At 48.7% G+C, this 18,152-nt stretch carries 16 protein-coding genes, 1 pseudogene and 1 riboswitch; of the genes and pseudogenes, 6 read left to right on the forward strand and 11 right to left on the reverse strand.

The genetic code is table 11. The annotated features are described in order from the left end of the window. Window positions 1–233: 233 nt before the first annotated feature. Together gdhA and PVA01S_RS03580 are read left to right on the forward strand one after the other, a co-directional pair. Window positions 234–1,595 (forward strand): NADP-specific glutamate dehydrogenase, encoded by a 1,362-nt coding sequence (gene gdhA / locus PVA01S_RS03575; RefSeq protein WP_054799229.1) that lies wholly within the window; start codon window positions 234–236, stop codon window positions 1,593–1,595. Between the two features lie 149 nt (window positions 1,596–1,744). After that, window positions 1,745–2,533: an MBL fold metallo-hydrolase gene (locus PVA01S_RS03580; protein WP_127605236.1), complete on the forward strand. Its 789-nt coding sequence runs from the start codon at window positions 1,745–1,747 to the stop codon at window positions 2,531–2,533. Window positions 2,534–2,538: 5 nt separating this feature from the next. On the opposite strand, the gene PVA01S_RS03585 is transcribed toward PVA01S_RS03580, so the two are convergent. Together PVA01S_RS03585 and PVA01S_RS03590 are read right to left on the reverse strand one after the other, a co-directional pair. Next, window positions 2,539–3,828 (reverse strand): nucleobase:cation symporter-2 family protein, encoded by a 1,290-nt coding sequence (locus PVA01S_RS03585; RefSeq protein ID WP_054799227.1) that lies wholly within the window; start codon window positions 3,826–3,828, stop codon window positions 2,539–2,541. After that, window positions 3,822–4,442: a xanthine phosphoribosyltransferase gene (locus tag PVA01S_RS03590; RefSeq protein ID WP_054796137.1), complete on the reverse strand. Its 621-nt coding sequence runs from the start codon at window positions 4,440–4,442 to the stop codon at window positions 3,822–3,824. Before PVA01S_RS03590 ends, PVA01S_RS03585 begins: the two co-directional genes overlap by 7 nt. A 167-nt stretch (window positions 4,443–4,609) precedes the next feature. Next, window positions 4,610–4,713: riboswitch (purine riboswitch) on the reverse strand. Between the two features lie 182 nt (window positions 4,714–4,895). On the opposite strand from PVA01S_RS03590, the gene PVA01S_RS03595 reads away from it, so the two are divergent. Continuing rightward, complete coding sequence (locus PVA01S_RS03595) at window positions 4,896–5,654, forward strand: DeoR/GlpR family DNA-binding transcription regulator (protein ID WP_054796143.1); 759 nt, start codon at window positions 4,896–4,898, stop codon at window positions 5,652–5,654. A gap of 39 nt (window positions 5,655–5,693) precedes the next feature. On the opposite strand, the gene PVA01S_RS03600 is transcribed toward PVA01S_RS03595, so the two are convergent. The 7 genes from PVA01S_RS03600 to PVA01S_RS03630 all read right to left on the reverse strand — a co-directional run bounded on the left by PVA01S_RS03600 (window position 5,694) and on the right by PVA01S_RS03630 (window position 13,180). After that, window positions 5,694–6,983, reverse strand: coding sequence for an MFS transporter (locus PVA01S_RS03600; RefSeq protein WP_127605238.1), 1,290 nt, complete (start codon window positions 6,981–6,983; stop codon window positions 5,694–5,696). A 46-nt stretch (window positions 6,984–7,029) separates the two neighbouring features. Then, on the reverse strand, window positions 7,030–7,869 hold the full coding sequence (locus PVA01S_RS03605) for a carbohydrate ABC transporter permease (RefSeq protein ID WP_127605240.1): 840 nt from the start codon (window positions 7,867–7,869) through the stop codon (window positions 7,030–7,032). Between the two features lie 14 nt (window positions 7,870–7,883). Next, window positions 7,884–8,780 carry a carbohydrate ABC transporter permease gene (locus PVA01S_RS03610; RefSeq protein ID WP_127605242.1) on the reverse strand — a complete coding sequence of 299 codons (897 nt, stop codon included), beginning with the start codon at window positions 8,778–8,780 and terminating at the stop codon, window positions 7,884–7,886. A gap of 84 nt (window positions 8,781–8,864) precedes the next feature. Then, the gene (locus PVA01S_RS03615; protein ID WP_164751726.1) at window positions 8,865–10,184 is read right to left on the reverse strand and encodes an ABC transporter substrate-binding protein; all 1,320 of its coding nucleotides are present in this window, start codon (window positions 10,182–10,184) and stop codon (window positions 8,865–8,867) included. A gap of 131 nt (window positions 10,185–10,315) precedes the next feature. Then, window positions 10,316–10,774 carry a ribose 5-phosphate isomerase B gene (gene rpiB / locus PVA01S_RS03620; protein ID WP_054796132.1) on the reverse strand — a complete coding sequence of 153 codons (459 nt, stop codon included), beginning with the start codon at window positions 10,772–10,774 and terminating at the stop codon, window positions 10,316–10,318. 163 nt (window positions 10,775–10,937) lie between these two features. Next, complete coding sequence (locus PVA01S_RS03625; RefSeq protein ID WP_127605246.1) at window positions 10,938–11,999, reverse strand: LacI family DNA-binding transcriptional regulator; 1,062 nt, start codon at window positions 11,997–11,999, stop codon at window positions 10,938–10,940. 137 nt (window positions 12,000–12,136) lie between these two features. Further along, window positions 12,137–13,180 carry an oxidoreductase gene (locus PVA01S_RS03630; RefSeq protein WP_127605248.1) on the reverse strand — a complete coding sequence of 348 codons (1,044 nt, stop codon included), beginning with the start codon at window positions 13,178–13,180 and terminating at the stop codon, window positions 12,137–12,139. A 322-nt stretch (window positions 13,181–13,502) separates the two neighbouring features. Between PVA01S_RS03630 and PVA01S_RS27130 the strand changes: the two are divergent. Further along, a pseudogene (locus tag PVA01S_RS27130) lies at window positions 13,503–13,975 on the forward strand (DeoR/GlpR family DNA-binding transcription regulator). An 84-nt stretch (window positions 13,976–14,059) separates the two neighbouring features. On the opposite strand, the gene PVA01S_RS03645 reads toward PVA01S_RS27130, so the two are convergent. Further along, a complete protein-coding gene (locus PVA01S_RS03645) occupies window positions 14,060–14,464 on the reverse strand; it encodes a winged helix-turn-helix transcriptional regulator (RefSeq protein WP_127605252.1) in 405 nt (134 codons plus the stop codon). A gap of 157 nt (window positions 14,465–14,621) precedes the next feature. Here PVA01S_RS03645 and PVA01S_RS03650 point away from each other — a divergent pair, with 157 nt between their 5' ends. Next, a complete protein-coding gene (locus PVA01S_RS03650) occupies window positions 14,622–15,827 on the forward strand; it encodes an MFS transporter (RefSeq protein WP_127605254.1) in 1,206 nt (401 codons plus the stop codon). A 112-nt stretch (window positions 15,828–15,939) separates the two neighbouring features. After that, a complete protein-coding gene (locus PVA01S_RS03655; protein WP_412760895.1) occupies window positions 15,940–16,779 on the forward strand; it encodes an aldo/keto reductase in 840 nt (279 codons plus the stop codon). A 96-nt stretch (window positions 16,780–16,875) separates the two neighbouring features. Here the strand turns inward: PVA01S_RS03655 and PVA01S_RS03660 are convergent, their stop codons facing one another. After that, entirely contained in the window at window positions 16,876–18,144 is a 1,269-nt protein-coding gene (locus PVA01S_RS03660; protein WP_127605256.1) for a nickel pincer cofactor-dependent isomerase, group 22, read from the reverse strand. Window positions 18,145–18,152 lie beyond the last annotated feature (8 nt).

Raw genomic sequence — 18,152 nt, forward strand, 5'->3', positions numbered from 1 at the left:
CCTTATTCCCTGTTAGGTTTTCCCTATTTGGACTTGTTATTCCTGATTTCTTTTCACAAATTTGGAGTTGTTTTTTTGTAACAAAACTGTATACTTAACAAGCGGTGTAAATAATTGTTGCCGCATTCTTCATCCTGTGTAAAAATAATAAATAGTAGTTTCTTACTTGCCATAGGCTTGATATGAATTAATTTTATGAAGGTGGTTGAACAACAGTGAGTATTCTTCAAACGATGAGTCAAGAAGAAGTGAACGCAAGAGATTACGTTCAGGACGTATACGAAACCGTCGTCAAACGCAATCCTCATGAAAGCGAGTTTCATCAGGCAATCAAAGAAATCCTCGAATCCCTAATCCCCGTTATCGCCAAGCATCCGAAGTATAAGGAACATGGCATTCTGGAGAGAATCGTTGAACCGGAGCGATTGATCAGCTTCCGGGTACCTTGGGTAGACGACCAAGGGATTGTAAGAGTGAACCGCGGATTCCGCGTACAATTTAATAGCGCGATCGGGCCTTTCAAAGGCGGATTGAGATTCCACCCTTCCGTCAACGCCAGCATTATTAAATTCCTCGGATTCGAACAAATCTTTAAAAATTCCCTTACCGGCCAACCGATCGGCGGGGGCAAAGGCGGATCGGATTTCGATCCGAAGGGGAAATCCGATGGAGAAATTATGCGGTTTACCCAAAGCTTCATGACCGAATTGTTTAAATATATCGGCCCCGATACGGACGTGCCTGCCGGCGACATCGGCGTAGGCGCCAGAGAAATCGGGTACATGTTCGGCCAGTATAAACGAATCCGCGGCGGCAATGAAGCGGGCGTGCTGACAGGTAAAGGCATTGTATACGGCGGCAGCTTGGCACGTACGGAAGCTACCGGATACGGTACCGTTTATTTTGTTAATGAGATGTTGAAATCGAAGGGATTAAGCTTTGAGGGAAGCACGGTTGTCGTTTCCGGATCAGGCAACGTAGCGATTTACGCGATCCAAAAGGCCACCCAGTTAGGCGCAAAAGTCGTTGCATGCAGCGATTCTAACGGGTACGTCTATGACAAAAACGGAATCAATCTCGAGACGGTACAGAGATTGAAGGAAGTCGAAAGAAAACGCCTCAGCGAGTATGTGAAGGAGCATCCGGACGCGATCTACTCGGAAGGCTGCCAAAACATCTGGACGATTCCATGCGATATCGCGCTGCCTTGCGCTACGCAAAACGAAATCGATGAGACCTCCGCCAAAATATTGGTCTCGAACGGTGTTCAAGCCATCGGCGAAGGCGCCAACATGCCTTCCACGCTCGATGCCATCGACGTATTCTTAAAAGCCGGTGTGTTATTCGGACCCGCCAAAGCCGCCAATGCGGGTGGCGTAGCGGTTTCTGCGCTCGAAATGTCGCAAAACAGCATGAGATATTCGTGGTCCTTCCATGAAGTCGATGACAAGCTCCATCAAATTATGAAAAATATTTATAGAAACTCCGTCAACGCCGCTGAGGAATACGGGCATCCCGGTAATCTCGTGGTAGGCGCCAACATTGCCGGATTCCTTAAAGTCGCGGATTCTATGATCGCGCAAGGTGTCATCTAATCATGAACCAAGCACCTCTTCTGACGAAACGTTGGAAGAGGTGCTTTTTTTTCCTATCCATGGGGCAGTCGGGGCTTCCTGAACGAAAGAGGGGAATAATTCGGATGAAGCCGCACATCCTAACCACATGAATGGAGGGAATGTAAAAAATGGATGCAGGGCCTGAAGATATGCTGTACATGAGAACATTAATAGCGAATGTCGTTTTTGTCGGAGAACCGGGGAGCGATGACTGGGTGTTGGTGGATGCGGGTGTCTATACGTTTGCCGATAATATTGCAGATACCGCGAAAAAACGGTTTCGTTCCGTTCAGCCGCGAGCCATTGTACTGACCCACGGACACTTTGATCATGTCGGGTCACTTGCAGATTTATTGGAGCTCTGGGACGTTCCGGTATATGCTCACGAAAAAGAACTCCCCTATCTTACGGGGAAGGCGGATTACCCCGAGCCTGATCCAACCGTCGGAGGCGGCTTGATGTCGCAAATATCGCCTCTTTATCCTCGTAAAGGCATCGATATCGGTGAGCGGGCTCAAGCGCTGCCGGATGATGGCAGCATCCCCGTGATGCCCGGCTGGCAATGGATTCACACACCCGGACATACGGAGGGGCATGTTTCCTTATTCCGCGAATCGGACCGGACGCTCATAGCCGGGGATGCTTTTATTACAGTCAAGCAAGAATCAGCGCTCGCCGTCATCACGCAACGTGCAGAAATTCATGGACCTCCCGCTTATTTTACCGTGGAGTGGGACAAGGCCTGGGCATCCGTCAAACGCTTGGAAGCTCTCAAACCGCTCTTCGCCGTTACAGGACACGGCATCCCTATGTTCGGGGAAGAGCTTGAGCAGGGACTGGCCAGGCTGGCCCGCGATTTCGATAAGCTGGCGATTCCGGAGCATGGCCGATACGTCCATCATCCTGCTGAAGTATAACCTGGTTAGGCGTCCTTCAGGACAGCAGACGAGGCGTCCTTCTGCTTGGATAAGAACAGATTCAACAAAATAGCGGTCAAGGAACCGGATACGATGCCGTTTTGCATGAGCATTTTCGCAAAAGCCGGCAGTTGGTCGAACATTTGCGGCAGCGTCGCCGAGCCCAGGCCGACAGCGATGCTGCATGCGGCAATCAGCAGGTTGCCATCCTTGCGCAGATCAACTTCTGACAAAATCGAGATGCCCGAGGCCGCAACCGATCCGAACATGACGATCATCGCGCCGCCAAGCACGGCGCTGGGGATGACTGTCGTTAAAGCCGCCAGCTTAGGCAGCAGGCCCAAAATAACCATGATGCCTCCCGCAGCAAAAATAACATCCCGGGATTTAACGCGGGTCAGCGAGATCAGCCCGACATTTTGGGAGAAAGCCGTGTATGGAAATGCGTTGAAAATTCCGCCGAGCATAATAGCAAGACCTTCGGAACGCAGGCCGTTCACAATCTGCTTCTTCTCGACCTTCTGTTCAGTCGCTTTCCCTACTGCAAAATAAACGCCGGTGGACTCCACCATACTGACAATATTGACGATAATCATCGTGAAAATAGCCGTGATGCTGATTTGGGGAACGCCGAAGTAGAACGGCTGCGCAATGCTAACCCACGACGCTTCCGCAACGGATGAGAAGTGAACGATACCCATGGCATACCCGGCAGCCGTTCCGGCCACCAAGCCTACGAGCACGGAAATGGAACGCAAAAATCCGGTAGCCAGACGGTTAACGATTAAAATAACGAGAAGCGTGCCTAGCGCAAGCAGCAAATGATGCAGCTGGCCGAAATCGGCGCTTCCCTGGCCGCCTGCCGCATTGTTCATCGCCACCGGAATTAAGGAAAGCCCGATAATCGTTACCACGGAGCCGGTCACAATCGTAGGGAAAAACCTTAGCATTTTGCCATATAGCGGTGCGGCCAAAACAACGAACAAGCCAGACAGAATAATGGCTCCGTACGCGGTAGCCAGATTCGAAGCGGAGGCAATCGCAATGATCGGGCCAACCGCAGTGAAGGTGCATCCCAAAATAACAGGCAGTCTGCTGCCAAAATACTTCGTTCCCATGACTTGTAAAATCGTCGCGATCCCGCATGTAAATAAATCGGCTGCGATCAGATAAGCCATCTGGGTGCCGTTCAGCTTAAGCGCTCCACCCACAATCAGCGGCACGATGACAGCGCCCGCATACATCGCCAGCACGTGCTGAAAGCCCAGGGTAACCACTTTCTGTTTGCTTAACATCCTGCATTCTCCTTCATCTGATGGATTGACGTATCGTCTTCGTCTTCTACAAAGCGAACCTCACCTGGCGACATCGAGGCGATCCGGGCCAGGGCGTGAACGCGCACACCCTTTTGCTCCAGCAGGGCGCGACCTTCTTGAAAGCTTTTCTCAATCACACAGCCGACACCCAGCAGCTCCGCTCCCGCTTCTCTCACGATATCGACGAGCCCCACAAGAGCTGCGCCCGTAGCGAGAAAATCGTCCACAATCAGCACTTTATCGTTCGGGCCCAAGTATTTCTGAGAGACGCTGACCTGGTACGTCTCCTGCCGGGTGAATGAATGCACGGATGCCGCATACACATTCTCGGAGAGCGTGACGGCTTTCTTTTTCTTGGCATAAATAAAAGGAACGCCAAGCGCGATCCCCGCCGCCATCGCAAATTGAATACCGCTGGCTTCAATGGTCAGCACTTTGGTAATCGGCTCATTGGCAAATATCCGCCCGAATTCCCGCCCGATCTCCAGCGCCAGCTGCGTATCGACCTGATGATTCAAAAATGAATCGACTTTCAGCACCGTATCGGACAATATGAGTCCCTCTTGACGTATGCGCTCTTCAAGTAATTTCATGCTACATGTCCCGCTCCTTCTCCAAAATAACAAAAAGGACAGACTCCCTGAGCTATTTCTCTCAAGTGAAGCCTATCCTTCCGGGCTTTTATCCCTTATGGTGTAACACGTAAAGTGTCTGCATCACTCGGACCAGTCCTTCTTCCGCAAAGCAAAAGAAACGGAACCCTAGATGCGCTCTCACTCATAGTCGGACGATTACAATGGTCATCCGGTAGAAACTTATGGGCCATATCCCCAAAATTATACGAGTCGTTTGAAGTTATACCATGTTATAGTACACACTCTTTCCTGCGTTTTCAAGAGGGAATTTGACACAACACGACAATTTTCGCAATTCTCCTGGTTCAGCTAGCTCGCTTCTACAAAGAACTGTGCTATATGCTGAGATTGAAGAAACAAGCAGCTGATTATACAATGAAGGGAGACATTCGGTTAAAGGGTGGGCTGCGCATGAATCAAGAGGAACGAATAAAAGCGATCGTGGATTATTTGAAACTGAATGCGAAGATCAGCATGGAAAAGCTTTGCTCCATGTATGGGGTTTCTTACGATACGGCTAGACGCGATTTGGTGAAAATGGAGCAGGATGGCTTAATCGTTCGTATCCGCGGAGGAGCTATGCTGCCTTCTCTAACTAAACATATTAGCAGCTACAAGGAGCGGTTGGGCGACACGGAAAACAAACGCTCCATCGCTTTTGCGGCAGCTTCGCTTATCCAGGACGGCGATTATCTGCTTATGGATACAGGCACCACAACGCAATATACGGCTGAATTTTTGACGACCCAAAATAACGTAATTGTGACCAATTCCATCGATATCGCAGCCATCCTGTGTGAGAAGCCTCAAACCACCACCCATCTGTTGGGCGGGCAATTGAATACTTGGCACCGCTACGCTTTCGGCCCTCGCGCCATCGAAATGCTAGCCGACATCAGAGTGGATAAACTTTTCCTCGGCACGTGCGGCATTTCGACCGAAGGCTTGTTCGCCCCTACGGTGGAGGAAGCCTACATGAAAAGAGAGATGATCAAAAGAGCAAACCAAATCATTGTGCTGGCCGATTCAGCCAAATTTGATAAGCATCTTTTCCACCGCGTATGCTCGTTCGACCCTATCGATATCCTGATCACGGACGCCGAACCGAAGCCGCCTTTCGATAAAATATTAACCGATTTCAACATTAAGCTTATGATCTCGCCGAGTTAGATCGGCAATGCGGCCTCACGCTCACAAACTGTGCGCGGTCTACGGAATTCTTGCAGGCGGCGGAGCTGAGAAAGCAAGCAGCGCCCCGATGGCCCAGAAGATGACCATCATCCATAGAATGGGGTTGTAATTCCCGATATGGTCGTAGGCCCACCCCAGCTGAATGGGGCCTAGTGCAGAACCGAAAACCATTGCGGTCGTTGTCACGCTGTTAATCTTCGCCAAATGCTTGCGGCCAAAGTAATTCGGCCATATGACGCTAAGAGGCGCATTCACCAACCCTTGACCGGCTCCCCATATCATGGCAAAGAGGTATATCATTGTTTCCGACTGCGCGGTAATCAGCAGAGCCGGGGTCAGCATGTTTAATCCAAAGGTTAAGCCGAGCATCGTGTGAACCCGGACGCGTTCCACAATAAAGCCCGCAAACAACGAGCATATGAAGCTGATCAAAGGAACGAAGCTTAAGATAAAGGCGGTTGTCATCCGATCGATCTGGTGTTCGTTCAAGATCGAGAAAATTTGAATGGTAATTCCGCCGTAGACCATAGCCGGTATCGCGGTGCAAACCAGTATAAACCAGAAGGCTCTTGTTCTCATGGCCTCCGATAACGTCCAAGAATCTTCGCCGGCAGAGCTGTGCGAAGATTCTTGATCCGAATCCGACGATGCATGATCCGGCAGCAACCCGACATCCTCCGGTTTATTTCGCACCCAATAAAAGGCTGCAGGAGCGAAACAGCATAATATGGCGGCTCCCAGCACCCTCCATGCCGTCTGCCAGCTATAGGCTTCAATCAACCAGTTATTCACTGGCGGAAAGACAGCCGCGCCCAGCAATCCTCCCAGACCGGCAAAACTTAAAGCCCGGCCTCTGCGCTTTACAAACCATTGGGAAACCAACGTATTTGGAATTAAAAACATCGATCCCTGTCCAAATAATCGTATCATCAAAAATCCGATAAAGAGAGTAACCGTACCTGCCGCAAAGCTGTTCCACAAACAAGCCAGTCCCAGCAAAACAGCAGTCCATGTCATCATCACTCTATGGCCGTAGCGATCGGTCAATTTGCCCACACCAAACAAAAGAATCCCGGCGATCATCGTTGCTAGCGAGTAAATGCTCGAAACCGTTGTTCGGTCCATATGGAATTGTGCCATATAAGACTCGATAAAGACAGCATTGGAATAGGCTTGGCCTGGTCCGGAGAAGAAGATGGCCCATCCGCTGATCAGCACGATGTACCACCCATAATAAATCGTTGTTTGTATAGGAACCAAGGGCATGCAGGTTCGTTTCGATACCATGTCATCGTTAGTAAGCGGCACAAAACTCCTCCTGCCTGTGACAAGCGTCAAACCGGATATACCGGATTTATTTAATACCGGACGTTGCAATTCCCTCGACGATATATCGCTGGAAAAATAAGAAGATGAAGAATACCGGTATAATGGACAGCACCGACATGGCAAACAACGAACCGAGCGCAGCCTCTCCGCCCGCATCAGTGAACATCCGAAGCGCAAGCGTCACCGTATATTTCTTCACGCTGCTAAGATAAAGAAGCTGGCTGAAAAAGTCGTTCCAAGTCCAAATAAATGTAAAAATCGTCGTGGTCACGATGGCCGGAGTGGTTAACGGCAAAATAATCCGCGTATAAATACTAATCGGTCCGCATCCGTCTACGGTTGCCGCTTTATCCAGCTCTCGCGGCAGGGAGCGAATAAATTGCACGGTAAGATACACGAAAAATCCTTCAACGGCAAAAAATTTCGGTATGACGATAGGAAGTATCGTATTGACCCATTCCAATTTATTGAAAATAATATATTGCGGAACAACCAGCACATGCATGGGAATCATCATCGTCATCAACATCAGGGCAAACATCGCTTTCTTCCCTTTGAACTCCAGCCGTGCAAAGGCATACGCCGCAAGCGAGCAGGATATGATATTGCCAACGACGGCCAGCCCGACCATAAGCAGAGAATTCATATAAAAGGTCGTGAACGTAGTGCCCGATGTACCTTTCCACCCTTTGATATAATTCGAAAGTGTCAGGTTTCTCGGCCAAAGGCTGTTATCTGTCAGAATGGTTTCCGTCGGTTTAAATGAACTGATGATCATCCATAGGATCGGGTACAGCATGATGATGAACCCTGCGATGATGAGTGCGTGAAGCAGCAGCTTTTGAACCTGAACCCTCATTGCCATTATATCTGTCACTCCTAATCGCCGTAATGAACCCATTTTTTCGAGGTAATAAAGATCAACCCTGTAAAGAAAGCAATGATGACGAGAAGCGCCCAGGCCATCGCGGAGGCGTAGCCCATCTGAAAGTTACCGAAGCCGTTCTGGTATAAATACAGCGTATAGAACAGTGTCGAATTCACAGGCCCACCCGTACCGTTACTGATAATATACGCCGGCGTGAAGGCTTGAAACGAACTGATGATCTGCATGATGGCATTAAACAATACGATAGGGGACAAGATCGGCAGTGTGACATGATAGAATTGACTCCACTTGCCTGCACCATCCAGGGAAGAAGCTTCATAATAGTCTGGCGGAATTTGCTTGAGCCCAGCCAGAAAGATAACCATCGGGGAACCAAACTGCCACACCTTGAGAAAAATAATCGACCAGATGGCATAATCGGGCGTGCCTACCCAGCTTGGCATATCGATTCCGATCAAACTCAACACTTGGTTGACGATACCGCGCTCCCCGAACACCTGCTGCCACAGAATGGCAATCGCTACACTTCCCCCGATCAACGAAGGCACATAATAAACCGCCCGGTAAAAACCGAGTGCCCGTATTCCCTTATTCAGCACCAGCGCCAAGAAAAGGGCGAAGGCCAGCTCTAGCGGCACGGCAACGAGCACATAAGTTACCGTAACCTTCAATGCTTGCAAATACTGCGGATCCTTGCCAAACATGGTCACATAGTTTTTCAATCCGATCCAATTCGGCGAGGACACGAAATTGTAGTTCGTAAATGAGAGATATAAGGAACTGAGAATCGGGATGGCGTTGAACACCAGCAGTCCGATCAACCAAGGTGCAAGAAAGAGGTATGGTAGGATCCATAACCATCGTTTGCTTTTCGAAATTATCGGCATGGCATGAAATCTCCTCTGTATGCGGCTGGAGCTCAGGGCGTTAGCTCCCCGAGCTCCAGCCCTATTAATGACTTATCAATGGACTTATCGGCCCAGAACCTGATTCGCCTGTGCGAAGAATTCGTCAACCGCTTGCGGAATGGTCTTCTTGCCGAACGCTATCGCTTCATTGTTAGATAGCAGCAGCTTCTGAACCGATGTGCTTCCGCCCGGCATGGTTGGATATGGCTTCGTGGTCGGCATCATTTCATTAACGAACGCGTATTCCTTCTCCTCCGGCTTGCCAAGCAGCGGCTTGATCACTTCCTGCATTTTCTTGGAGGCCTGCGGACCATGCTCTCCCTTAAAGATATTAGCCGCATCCGGATCGTTAACGACAAAGTTGATCAGTTTAGCCGCTTCCTTCGGATGCTTCGTTTTTGCGGAAATGCCCAGCGAAGCCACGATCAGTGGAATTTTCTTTTGTCCGTTCGGATCCATCGGATAACTGACGATGCCGAGCTCGTCTTTGGCGCTGCCTTGATAAATTTTCAGCTGATTGGAGCTTTTGGTGATCATCGCTACCTTGCCGCGCGCAAGCATCGACTGTTCCTGCGTTTTATCCCCTTGTTCCGATTGAATCGCCGGAGGCGGGGTTAAGCCGTCTTTTCGCATTTGATCCCAGAACGTAAACCAGTCCGTCAAATCCTGTTTATCTATACCAAGCCCGTTCTCGGTAAACACTGACTTGCCTCTTTGCTGAACGAAGAGCTCCAGAACCCTGTACACGCCGCCCTCATCCTCACTCGCCCAAGCATCCTTGCCCAGCGATTTTTGAAGCGCTTTCGCCGTAGCGACATAATCATCCCAGGTCCAGTTGTTTTTAGGCATGTCCAGACCGGCTTTTTTGAACATCTCCGTGTTATAGATGATCCCATTAATATTGTGCCCGAGGCTGATCGCATACAGCTTGCCATTTACTTTACCGCCGTCTACATCGACAGGGTCAAAATCGGAAACGTTGATATCCCCGGATGCGACTAGCGGATCCAATTCGAGCATCATATTGCGCTTTACAAAGTCGAATTGGAAGAAGCTGCTTGTCTGCAGCACATCCGGCGCATTACCTCCGGCCGCCTGTGTCGTGAATTTCTCCGCGTATTGGTTCTCCGTCGTGAATTCACGGGAAACTTTGATATTTGGATTTTTTTGTTCAAACAAGTCGAAAAGTTTATTCATTTTATCATGGCGCGCTTGACCTCCCCACCAGGCTACGCGCAGCTCCACTTTCTCGCCGCTATCGGATTTGTCCGTGCTCTTGTTGCTCGCTGCAGGATCGTCCTTCGCGTCTTGCGCTCCGCAGGCGGTTAACCCCAAAACCAACATAGCAGAAATGATGGGCATTACGACTTTTTTAGACTTCATTGACTTCCCCTCCATTTATATAATTGATGAGATGCCAGCCCCGCATTCAAACAATCGCCGGACCCTATCGGATTCACAAGCTTATCTGTATGCGCTTTCAACATCTGGATAACGCCGCGTCACGATGCCTTCTACTTTGGCGCTGTAAACTGCCGCTCCATTTCATGCAGCTTTTCAACTCTCCGCCGGAACTCCTCTGCGGTGCTGAATTCAGCCTTCAAGAAACTTTCGAGCAGTTCCACGACGATGACAGGACCGATAATTTGTGCGCCTACGCACATCACATTGACATCATCGTGTTCCACACACTGATGCGCAGAATAAATATCGTGGCATACGGAAGCACGGATGCCCGGGATTTTGTTAGCCGCGATGCATGCCCCTACACCTGTACCGCATACCATAATGGCCCGTTCCGCCTCTCCCGAGAGGACTGCTGCACATACGGTGCGGGTAATATCCGGGAAATCGACGGGATTGCTGTCATATGATCCGAAATCCGTAACCTCATGACCCATTCTTTTTAAAGCTGTTACAACCGTTTCCTTTAATGGGAAACCAGCATGATCTCCTCCAACTGCAATTCTCATGTTCTCTTCCTCCAGTTATCTGCATCTGTCTTCATTCTCTAGTAAATTTTTTTACTGAACCAACGGTTTTATGTACAAAATGCGGTTAATCGTTTAAATGGAAGTGTGCAGAAAACCAACGAGAGTCCTTCGCGCCCGGCTTGCTTTGTGCCAGTCTTCAATATCATAAGCTCGATAGGACGTCTCTCAATTGGTCCGATGCGTCGGGGAATTGTTGATCGACCTTGCATCCGCAGGAACGCCGGATGATCAACGTCGTATCCATATACATGATTTCCCGCTTCACTTGCCTGTCTTTAATTCTTGCCAGCATCAAGCTTGCCGCCTGTACGCCAAGCTGATAAGCGGGCTGCCTTACCGTTGTAATCGGCGGGTCTACGATATCCGCCCAGTCGGGATCGTCATATCCGAGAACCGCGATTTGATCGGGAATGCTGATACCGGATTCCTTCAAATATTTGTATGCCCCGAGTGTCATGGAGTTGTTGCAAATAAATACGGCATCCGGCTTCGTATCCTGTTCCATCAGTTCTTTCATCTTGTCGTAGCCGCTCTGGATGGTGAACATTCCTTCCTTCACCAGCTCATCGGATAGTGTGACGCTGTAATCCTCAAGCGCTCTCTTATAGCCAATTAAGCGATCTTTGCCCGTGCTAATGGAAGAAGGGCCTGTAATAACGGCGATTCTACCGTAACCATGCCGAATCAGATGCTCCGTGGCGGAATAAGCTCCCTGTATATTGTTCGTCATGATAACATCGGAATTCATAAATTCCGGACATCGGTTCAGAAATACAATCGGCACGCCCGACTTGTCCAGCGAACGGAAGTAATCGCCTGTGTTCCCGGCGGATGAAACGATCAGACCGTCCACCCTTTTGCCAATCAGCACTTCAAGATACTTACGCTCCTTCTCAACGGAAGAATCCGTGTTGCACAGCAGGATGTTATAGTTGCTCTTGGCAAGCTCTTCTTCGATCCCCCGCACGACAAGAGTCAGGAACGGGTTGGCGATATCTGAGATCAACAGCCCGATGATTCGGGATTCCTGCACGCGCAGACTCTTGGCTACAATGTTAGGCTGATAATTCAGTTCCTGTATCGCCGCCTGAATTTTGTCCATGACTTCTTCGCTTACATATTTTGTTCCGTTCAGCGCATTGGATACAGTAGCCGTGGAAACTCCAGCTAACTTTGCTACCTCTTTGAGCGTCGCCCTCTTCAATTCAGAGGTTTCACCTCCTTTTTAATCGTTTAACCGGATTATAAACCCGACTGGTTACATATGTCAATAGTGTTGTCCCAGCTAAGCACCATTCATTCACCTTTTTTTTGTCGGCCGTGTTTTAACGGGCGCCTCGGTTATTGAAAGAAAACTACTCGTTTTTCCTGACTGCTTTTTTTAACCAGCTCAATCACCTTGATGGTATGCATGGCGTCGGTTGCGCTTACGGGCACCGGTTTGTTATCAACAATCGCTTCAACGATCCCTTCATAATAGGCTTCGTAGGAACCTGTCGCTGTTTCCACCTTTCCTTTCAACACTAGATCGCCTACGCCTACCGTTAATTCACCGTAGTATTCGGCTTGATCCTTGCCCCAGAGAGCATCTCCCGGCGCTTTTCCTTGCCTTAATAAACCTTCTTGCGAATCCAGACCATATTTAATAAAGCTGCCCTTACTGCCATGGATTTGAAATTTGGGGCCGCCGTTCTTCACGATCGAACTGGAATGCAGGATCACTCTCAATCTTTCATACCCTAGAACAATGTGAAAATAGTCGTCTACGACCGAATTTTCCCTTTGCGCGAATACATCCCCATAAATGGTTTCAGGCAGCCCAAAGAGGTGGAGCGCTTGATCGATCAAGTGCGAACCGAGATCATAGAGCATACCCGAGCCTTCGATATTTTGCTCTCTCCATCGATGGGTGACTTCAGGACGAAACCGGTCGTAATGTGCTTCGTAGGAATAAATTTCGCCCATAACCCCCGACTCCACACATTCCTTGACGGTAAGGAAATCATTGTCCCATCTTCTGTTTTGGAATACGCTTACTATTTTGTTTTGCTCGGCCGCAATGCGAATTAGATCCTCTGCTTCCTGCGAATGGTTCACAAATGGTTTTTCTACCACTACATGTTTGCCCGATAATAAGGCTTGTTTGGCATAGGGATAATGCGTTGTGTTGGGCGTTGTGATGACAACAAGGTCAATGTCGGGGTCTGAAAATAGTTGTTCCACTTCTGCGACAACCTCAACATGAGGACAAATTTCATGTACCTTCTGGGCATTCGACGAAACAATTTTGGAAATTTCCAAACCTTTAATCGTTTGTATAATAGGCGCATGAAACGTATGTCCGGATAGCCCGAACCCAATAATACCCACTTTTATTTTTTTCATGAAGCCCACCCTCTCCTCATAATTAAAATATGCAATAATCATATGTTAAATACTTAAATATCGCAAGATAATTTCAAGTTTTTGAATTAATAATTTGAATCATTTAAGTATTAAACTTATAATCAAACTACATCATTATTTTTCTGGATGAGGTCTCAGCATGAATCAGGATGAAAGAACCCGCTCCATTCTTCAATATCTACAGGAACATCATAAAATTCAACTTGAAGATATTTGCGGGCTGTAAAATATAAAGAGTTACCGGGAACGGTTACATGATGCCGACAACAAACGCGCGATTGGCCGCATTGCGGCCACCCTTATTCAAGATGGGGACTATGTCCTCATGGATACGGCTACAACCATACAATATACCGCCGAATACATGTCTACGAAAAACAACGTGGTGGTAACCAACTCCATAGATATTGCCGGAATTTTATGCGACAAGCCTGACATAACCACTGGCATCGGAATGTCTTCGGACCCCGCACGTTAGACATGTTATCTGAAATTAAAGTAAATAAACTGATTGTCGGTGCGTGCGGCATTTCTTCCGACGGATTATCGGCGCCTTCTGTTGACGAGGCCTATGTAAAATTGGAAATGATAAAAAGAGCTGATCAAGTTATCGTATTAGCGGATGCATCCAAATTCGGTAAAAGCCTTTTTCATCGAATTTGCGACCTTGGGCAAATTCATGTTCTGATCACGGATCAGGAACCTGATCGTAAGATGAAAGATATTTTAATAACCCATCAAGTTGAGATTATGGTTATCCCTCCGGGAAGCTGACCGCACAAAGGGTCGGGGATTCCTGGTCCCCGACCCTTATCCAGTCCTTTGCTCCCGGTATGGCCACCTTGTCATGCTTGAACCTTAAAGCACATCTTGATCGCGGTTATCTGTCCCTTCTTTTACATGGTTATTTAATATGTTATCTTCCAGTACAGCAAATTTATCACCGTATTCTTTAATAATATGGTTTTCTCCCCAAGCGCATAGAGAGTCCAATATCGTTTTCAAACTCCAGCCGTACTCACTAAGCTCGTACTCCACTTTGGGCGGAATCTGATTGTAGATAATCCGATTTACAATCCCGTCCTGTTCCAACTCTCTCAATTGTTGAGTCAGCATTTTTTGCGTGATGCCCGGCATCAAACGCTTGAGATCGCTTGTTCGTTTTTTGCCGCGTGTTAAATGACAAAGGATTACACACTTCCATTTTCCCCCGATGACCTCCAGGGTCGCTTCCACTGATATGTTATATTTCTTCTTGACCACAAAGTATCCCCCCGGACCTATTTATAGGAACTTTTTAGTACCTATAGTACTGTTGAGTACCTATAATACTAAAAAGTACGTACTATTCATTTATGTGTACTTAACTCATAATAGCATTTACCGGCCGGTCGTTACCATACTATTAGGAGTGGAACAAATGACATTAGATAAAAAACGGAGTATATTGGCGCTCCTTGCGTTAGCGGCGAGTGCCTTTGCGATTGGAACAACCGAGTTTATCAGTGTGGGACTGCTCCCTCTCATCGCTGAAGACTTTCAAATATCCGCCTCGACTTCGGGATTAACCGTTACCTTATATGCTTTAGGGGTAACTTTGGGAGCCCCCATTCTAACGTCTCTGACGTCTAGTGTCTCGCGGAAATCATTACTGCTATGGATCATGATTGTATTTATTGCAGGCAACAGCCTGGCGGCCGCTGCGGATGGCATCGTCGTGCTGCTGATCGCGCGCGTGATCTCCGCGTTATCCCATGGTATATTTATGTCGATTGGTTCCACGATCGCAGCCGATCTCGTCCCTGAGAACCGCCGGGCCAGCGCAATATCGATCATGTTCTCCGGTCTTACCGTAGCCACTGTTACAGGGGTGCCCCTGGGAACCTTCATCGGACAACAATTCGGTTGGCGAGCTGCCTTTATCGCCATCGTTGCCGTCGGCATCCTGGCTCTCATCGCCAATCTGTTGTTGATTCCTTCCGATTTGCGCGCAGGAACCAAAGCGCTGCTTCGCGATCAGCTTAAACTGGTTACGAACGGACGATTGCTGCTCGCATTTGCCATTACTGCCTTGGGGTACGGCGGCACGTTTGTCGTCTTTACTTATTTATCCCCGCTGCTTCACGATATAACCGGATTCAAGGAAAAGACGGTAGTCGCCATTCTTCTCGGATACGGAATCGCCATCGCCATCGGCAACATGATCGGAGGGAAAGCCGCTAACCGCAAACCTGTCGCTGCCTTGTTCTATATGTTTGCTTTTCAATCCCTGGTGCTCTTCCTGTTAACGTTCACCGCTCCCTTTAAAACCGCCGGTCTGGTCACGATTTTCTTCATGGGGCTGTTAGCTTTTATGAACGTTCCCGGCTTGCAGGTGTATGTGGTTATGTTAGCCGAACGTTTTGCACCGAATGCGAAAGATGTAGCTTCTGCTGTCAATATTGCCGCGTTTAACGCAGGCATTGCGATCGGGGCGTATTTGGGCGGTATAGTTACGGATACGATCGGCCTTATTCATACAGCGTGGGTGGGAGCCGTGATGGTTCTGGGCGCTGTTATTTTGACGGGCTGGAGTCGTGCCTTGGAGAAAAAGGATGAAGCCGCAACCGGGCACAGCCCCGCTTAGGCGCTGCACTCGTGTTCACCGAAGCATGAGGTGCCCTGCGCTTGCTCAGGAGCTGCTGGAACCTTGAATCGCGAATATAACTGTAATCTAAAATTTAGGAGGCTATTTGATTATGAAAAACCTGCAAGATACAACAACTCTGCACAACGGTATCCGCATGCCTTGGCTCGGGATCGGGGTATTTAAAGTCGAAGAGGGGGCTGAACTGGTACATGCTGTGAAATCAGCCATTCAACATGGTTATCGCAGCATCGATACAGCGGCTATTTATGAGAATGAACGAAGTGTCGGACAGGGAATTCATGAAGGCCTTCAGGAAGCTCATTTGTCCAGAGAAGACCTCTTCGTGACTTCTAAAGTTTGGAATGCCGATCTTGGATACGAATCAACACTTGCCGCCTACGAAGCAAGTCTAAATAAACTTGGATTGGCGTACCTCGATTTATACCTCATCCATTGGCCGGTGCAAGGTAAATATAAAGAGGCATGGAGAGCTTTGGAGACCCTATATAAAGAAGGGCGAGTCAAGGCAATCGGGGTAAGTAATTTCCAAATCCATCATCTTGAAGACTTAATGAAGGAAGCTGAAATTAAACCCATGGTGAACCAGGTGGAATTCCATCCGCTGTTAACTCAAAAGGAACTGCTGGAATTCTGCAAGAAGCAGAACATTCAGTTGGAAGCGTGGTCTCCGTTAAGGCAAGGTCAACAGTTAGATCATCCTGTGTTAAAAGAAATTGCGGAAAAACACGGCAAATCGGTTGCCCAAGTCATTCTGCGCTGGGATTTACAGCATGGCGTTGTCACGATTCCAAAGTCAACGAAAGAACATCGGATTATCGAGAACGCGGCCGTATTTGATTTTGAGCTAACCCTTGAAGATATAGCCCGGATTGATGGATTGAACCAGGACGATCGAGTGGGTCCGGATCCGGACAACTTTGATTTCTAAGTGAACAGGGTCCCACATGAAGAAGCCAACTCCCTTAACAGGAATTGGCTTCTTTAACGTGGCATGGTTCTATCATACAGTGGCGATACCCCGCATTTAGTGGTCAAAATCGCTCTTGGCAAAATAACCTGCCGCGTCAAACGCCATCTCTTCAGGCTCGCCAACAATTTCGATATGCGGAAGCTTGGCGACCTCCGGCAGCAGCACTTCCGATACGTAGGCATATTTCAAGTGGAGCGTATTAGGAATCCGGACAATGCGGGCCTGCTTTGGTTCAACGCCCCAAGTTGAGCGTAGAGCTACACGCAATGCCTCCCTGTCATTGTCCATGACGATGGGAATCATGGCACGATGCAGGAACGAGCTTGTTATCACATTTTCATTCATAGCCTGTAAATCAATTTTATGGAACAGCCGCCGTGTGGTCAGATCGGCAAGTCCGATGCCAAGCGCATTTCCGTGCGATGCCTCGCCGAGGTCGCTGGCGATAATATACTTGATCCGCGGACTGCTCGGTTCCTGCTCGCCCAATATCCGTATGCGGCCAATAATGTTCGTGTCCATACCCGTCCCGCTGTAACTTTTGCCTATCTCGTCAACTACCAATACGTCAATATCCTCAACCGGCAGACTGGGCATGAAACTCTTGGATATTCGCAACAGTTCCCTCTCACGAGCCGGAATGTTCTCCGTAGGAACCGCTTCGATGATCGCTGTTTGATCGAATGCATTCTCGACAATACCAACCCCGAACAGAACATTCAGCTGATCCAGCACGACCTGACCAACCTCAGGCATAATGTCCCGAATACCGTGAATCCCGTAGCTGTGCAGCAGCAGTGCCTGCTTGTGCTTACCGACGCCTATAGCGGCCATCTTGAGCAAACCGCTCTCGATCCATTGCGCCGATTTGAAATCGGTATGCATTTTGATCCTTCCGAGCAAAATAAGTCCGTCGCTTGCCAAAATATGATTATCGGCATGTACCGGCATCCCGCTTGGCGTCGTCCCAATTTGGGTCACATCCATGCAGGATAAAATAGGAGCCTCGCAGAACTCCTCCGTCACGCCGAGACTATGAAGAATTTCAACCTGGCCCTCGGCCGTAGCCCCGCCGTGGCTCCCCATGGCGGGAATAATGCGCGGTTCTGCACCCAAATCTCGCAGCGCTCTTGCAATGGAGCGGATCATCAAGGCAATATTGGCAATCCCGCGGCTGCCCGCGGTAATCGCGATTTTCATACCAGGCTTGACTTTATCGGCCAATCCTATCCGTTCCATCTGACGAAATACTTCCGCTTCAATGTCTTCTATTACCGGACCGGTAAAGGTTTGTTTAATCTTCACGAGCTTCGGCAATTCCATAGCGTATT

It is taken from the genome of Paenibacillus validus NBRC 15382 (genome assembly GCF_004000985.1).
Taxonomy (GTDB): Bacteria; Bacillota; Bacilli; order Paenibacillales; family NBRC-103111; genus Paenibacillus_G; species Paenibacillus_G validus.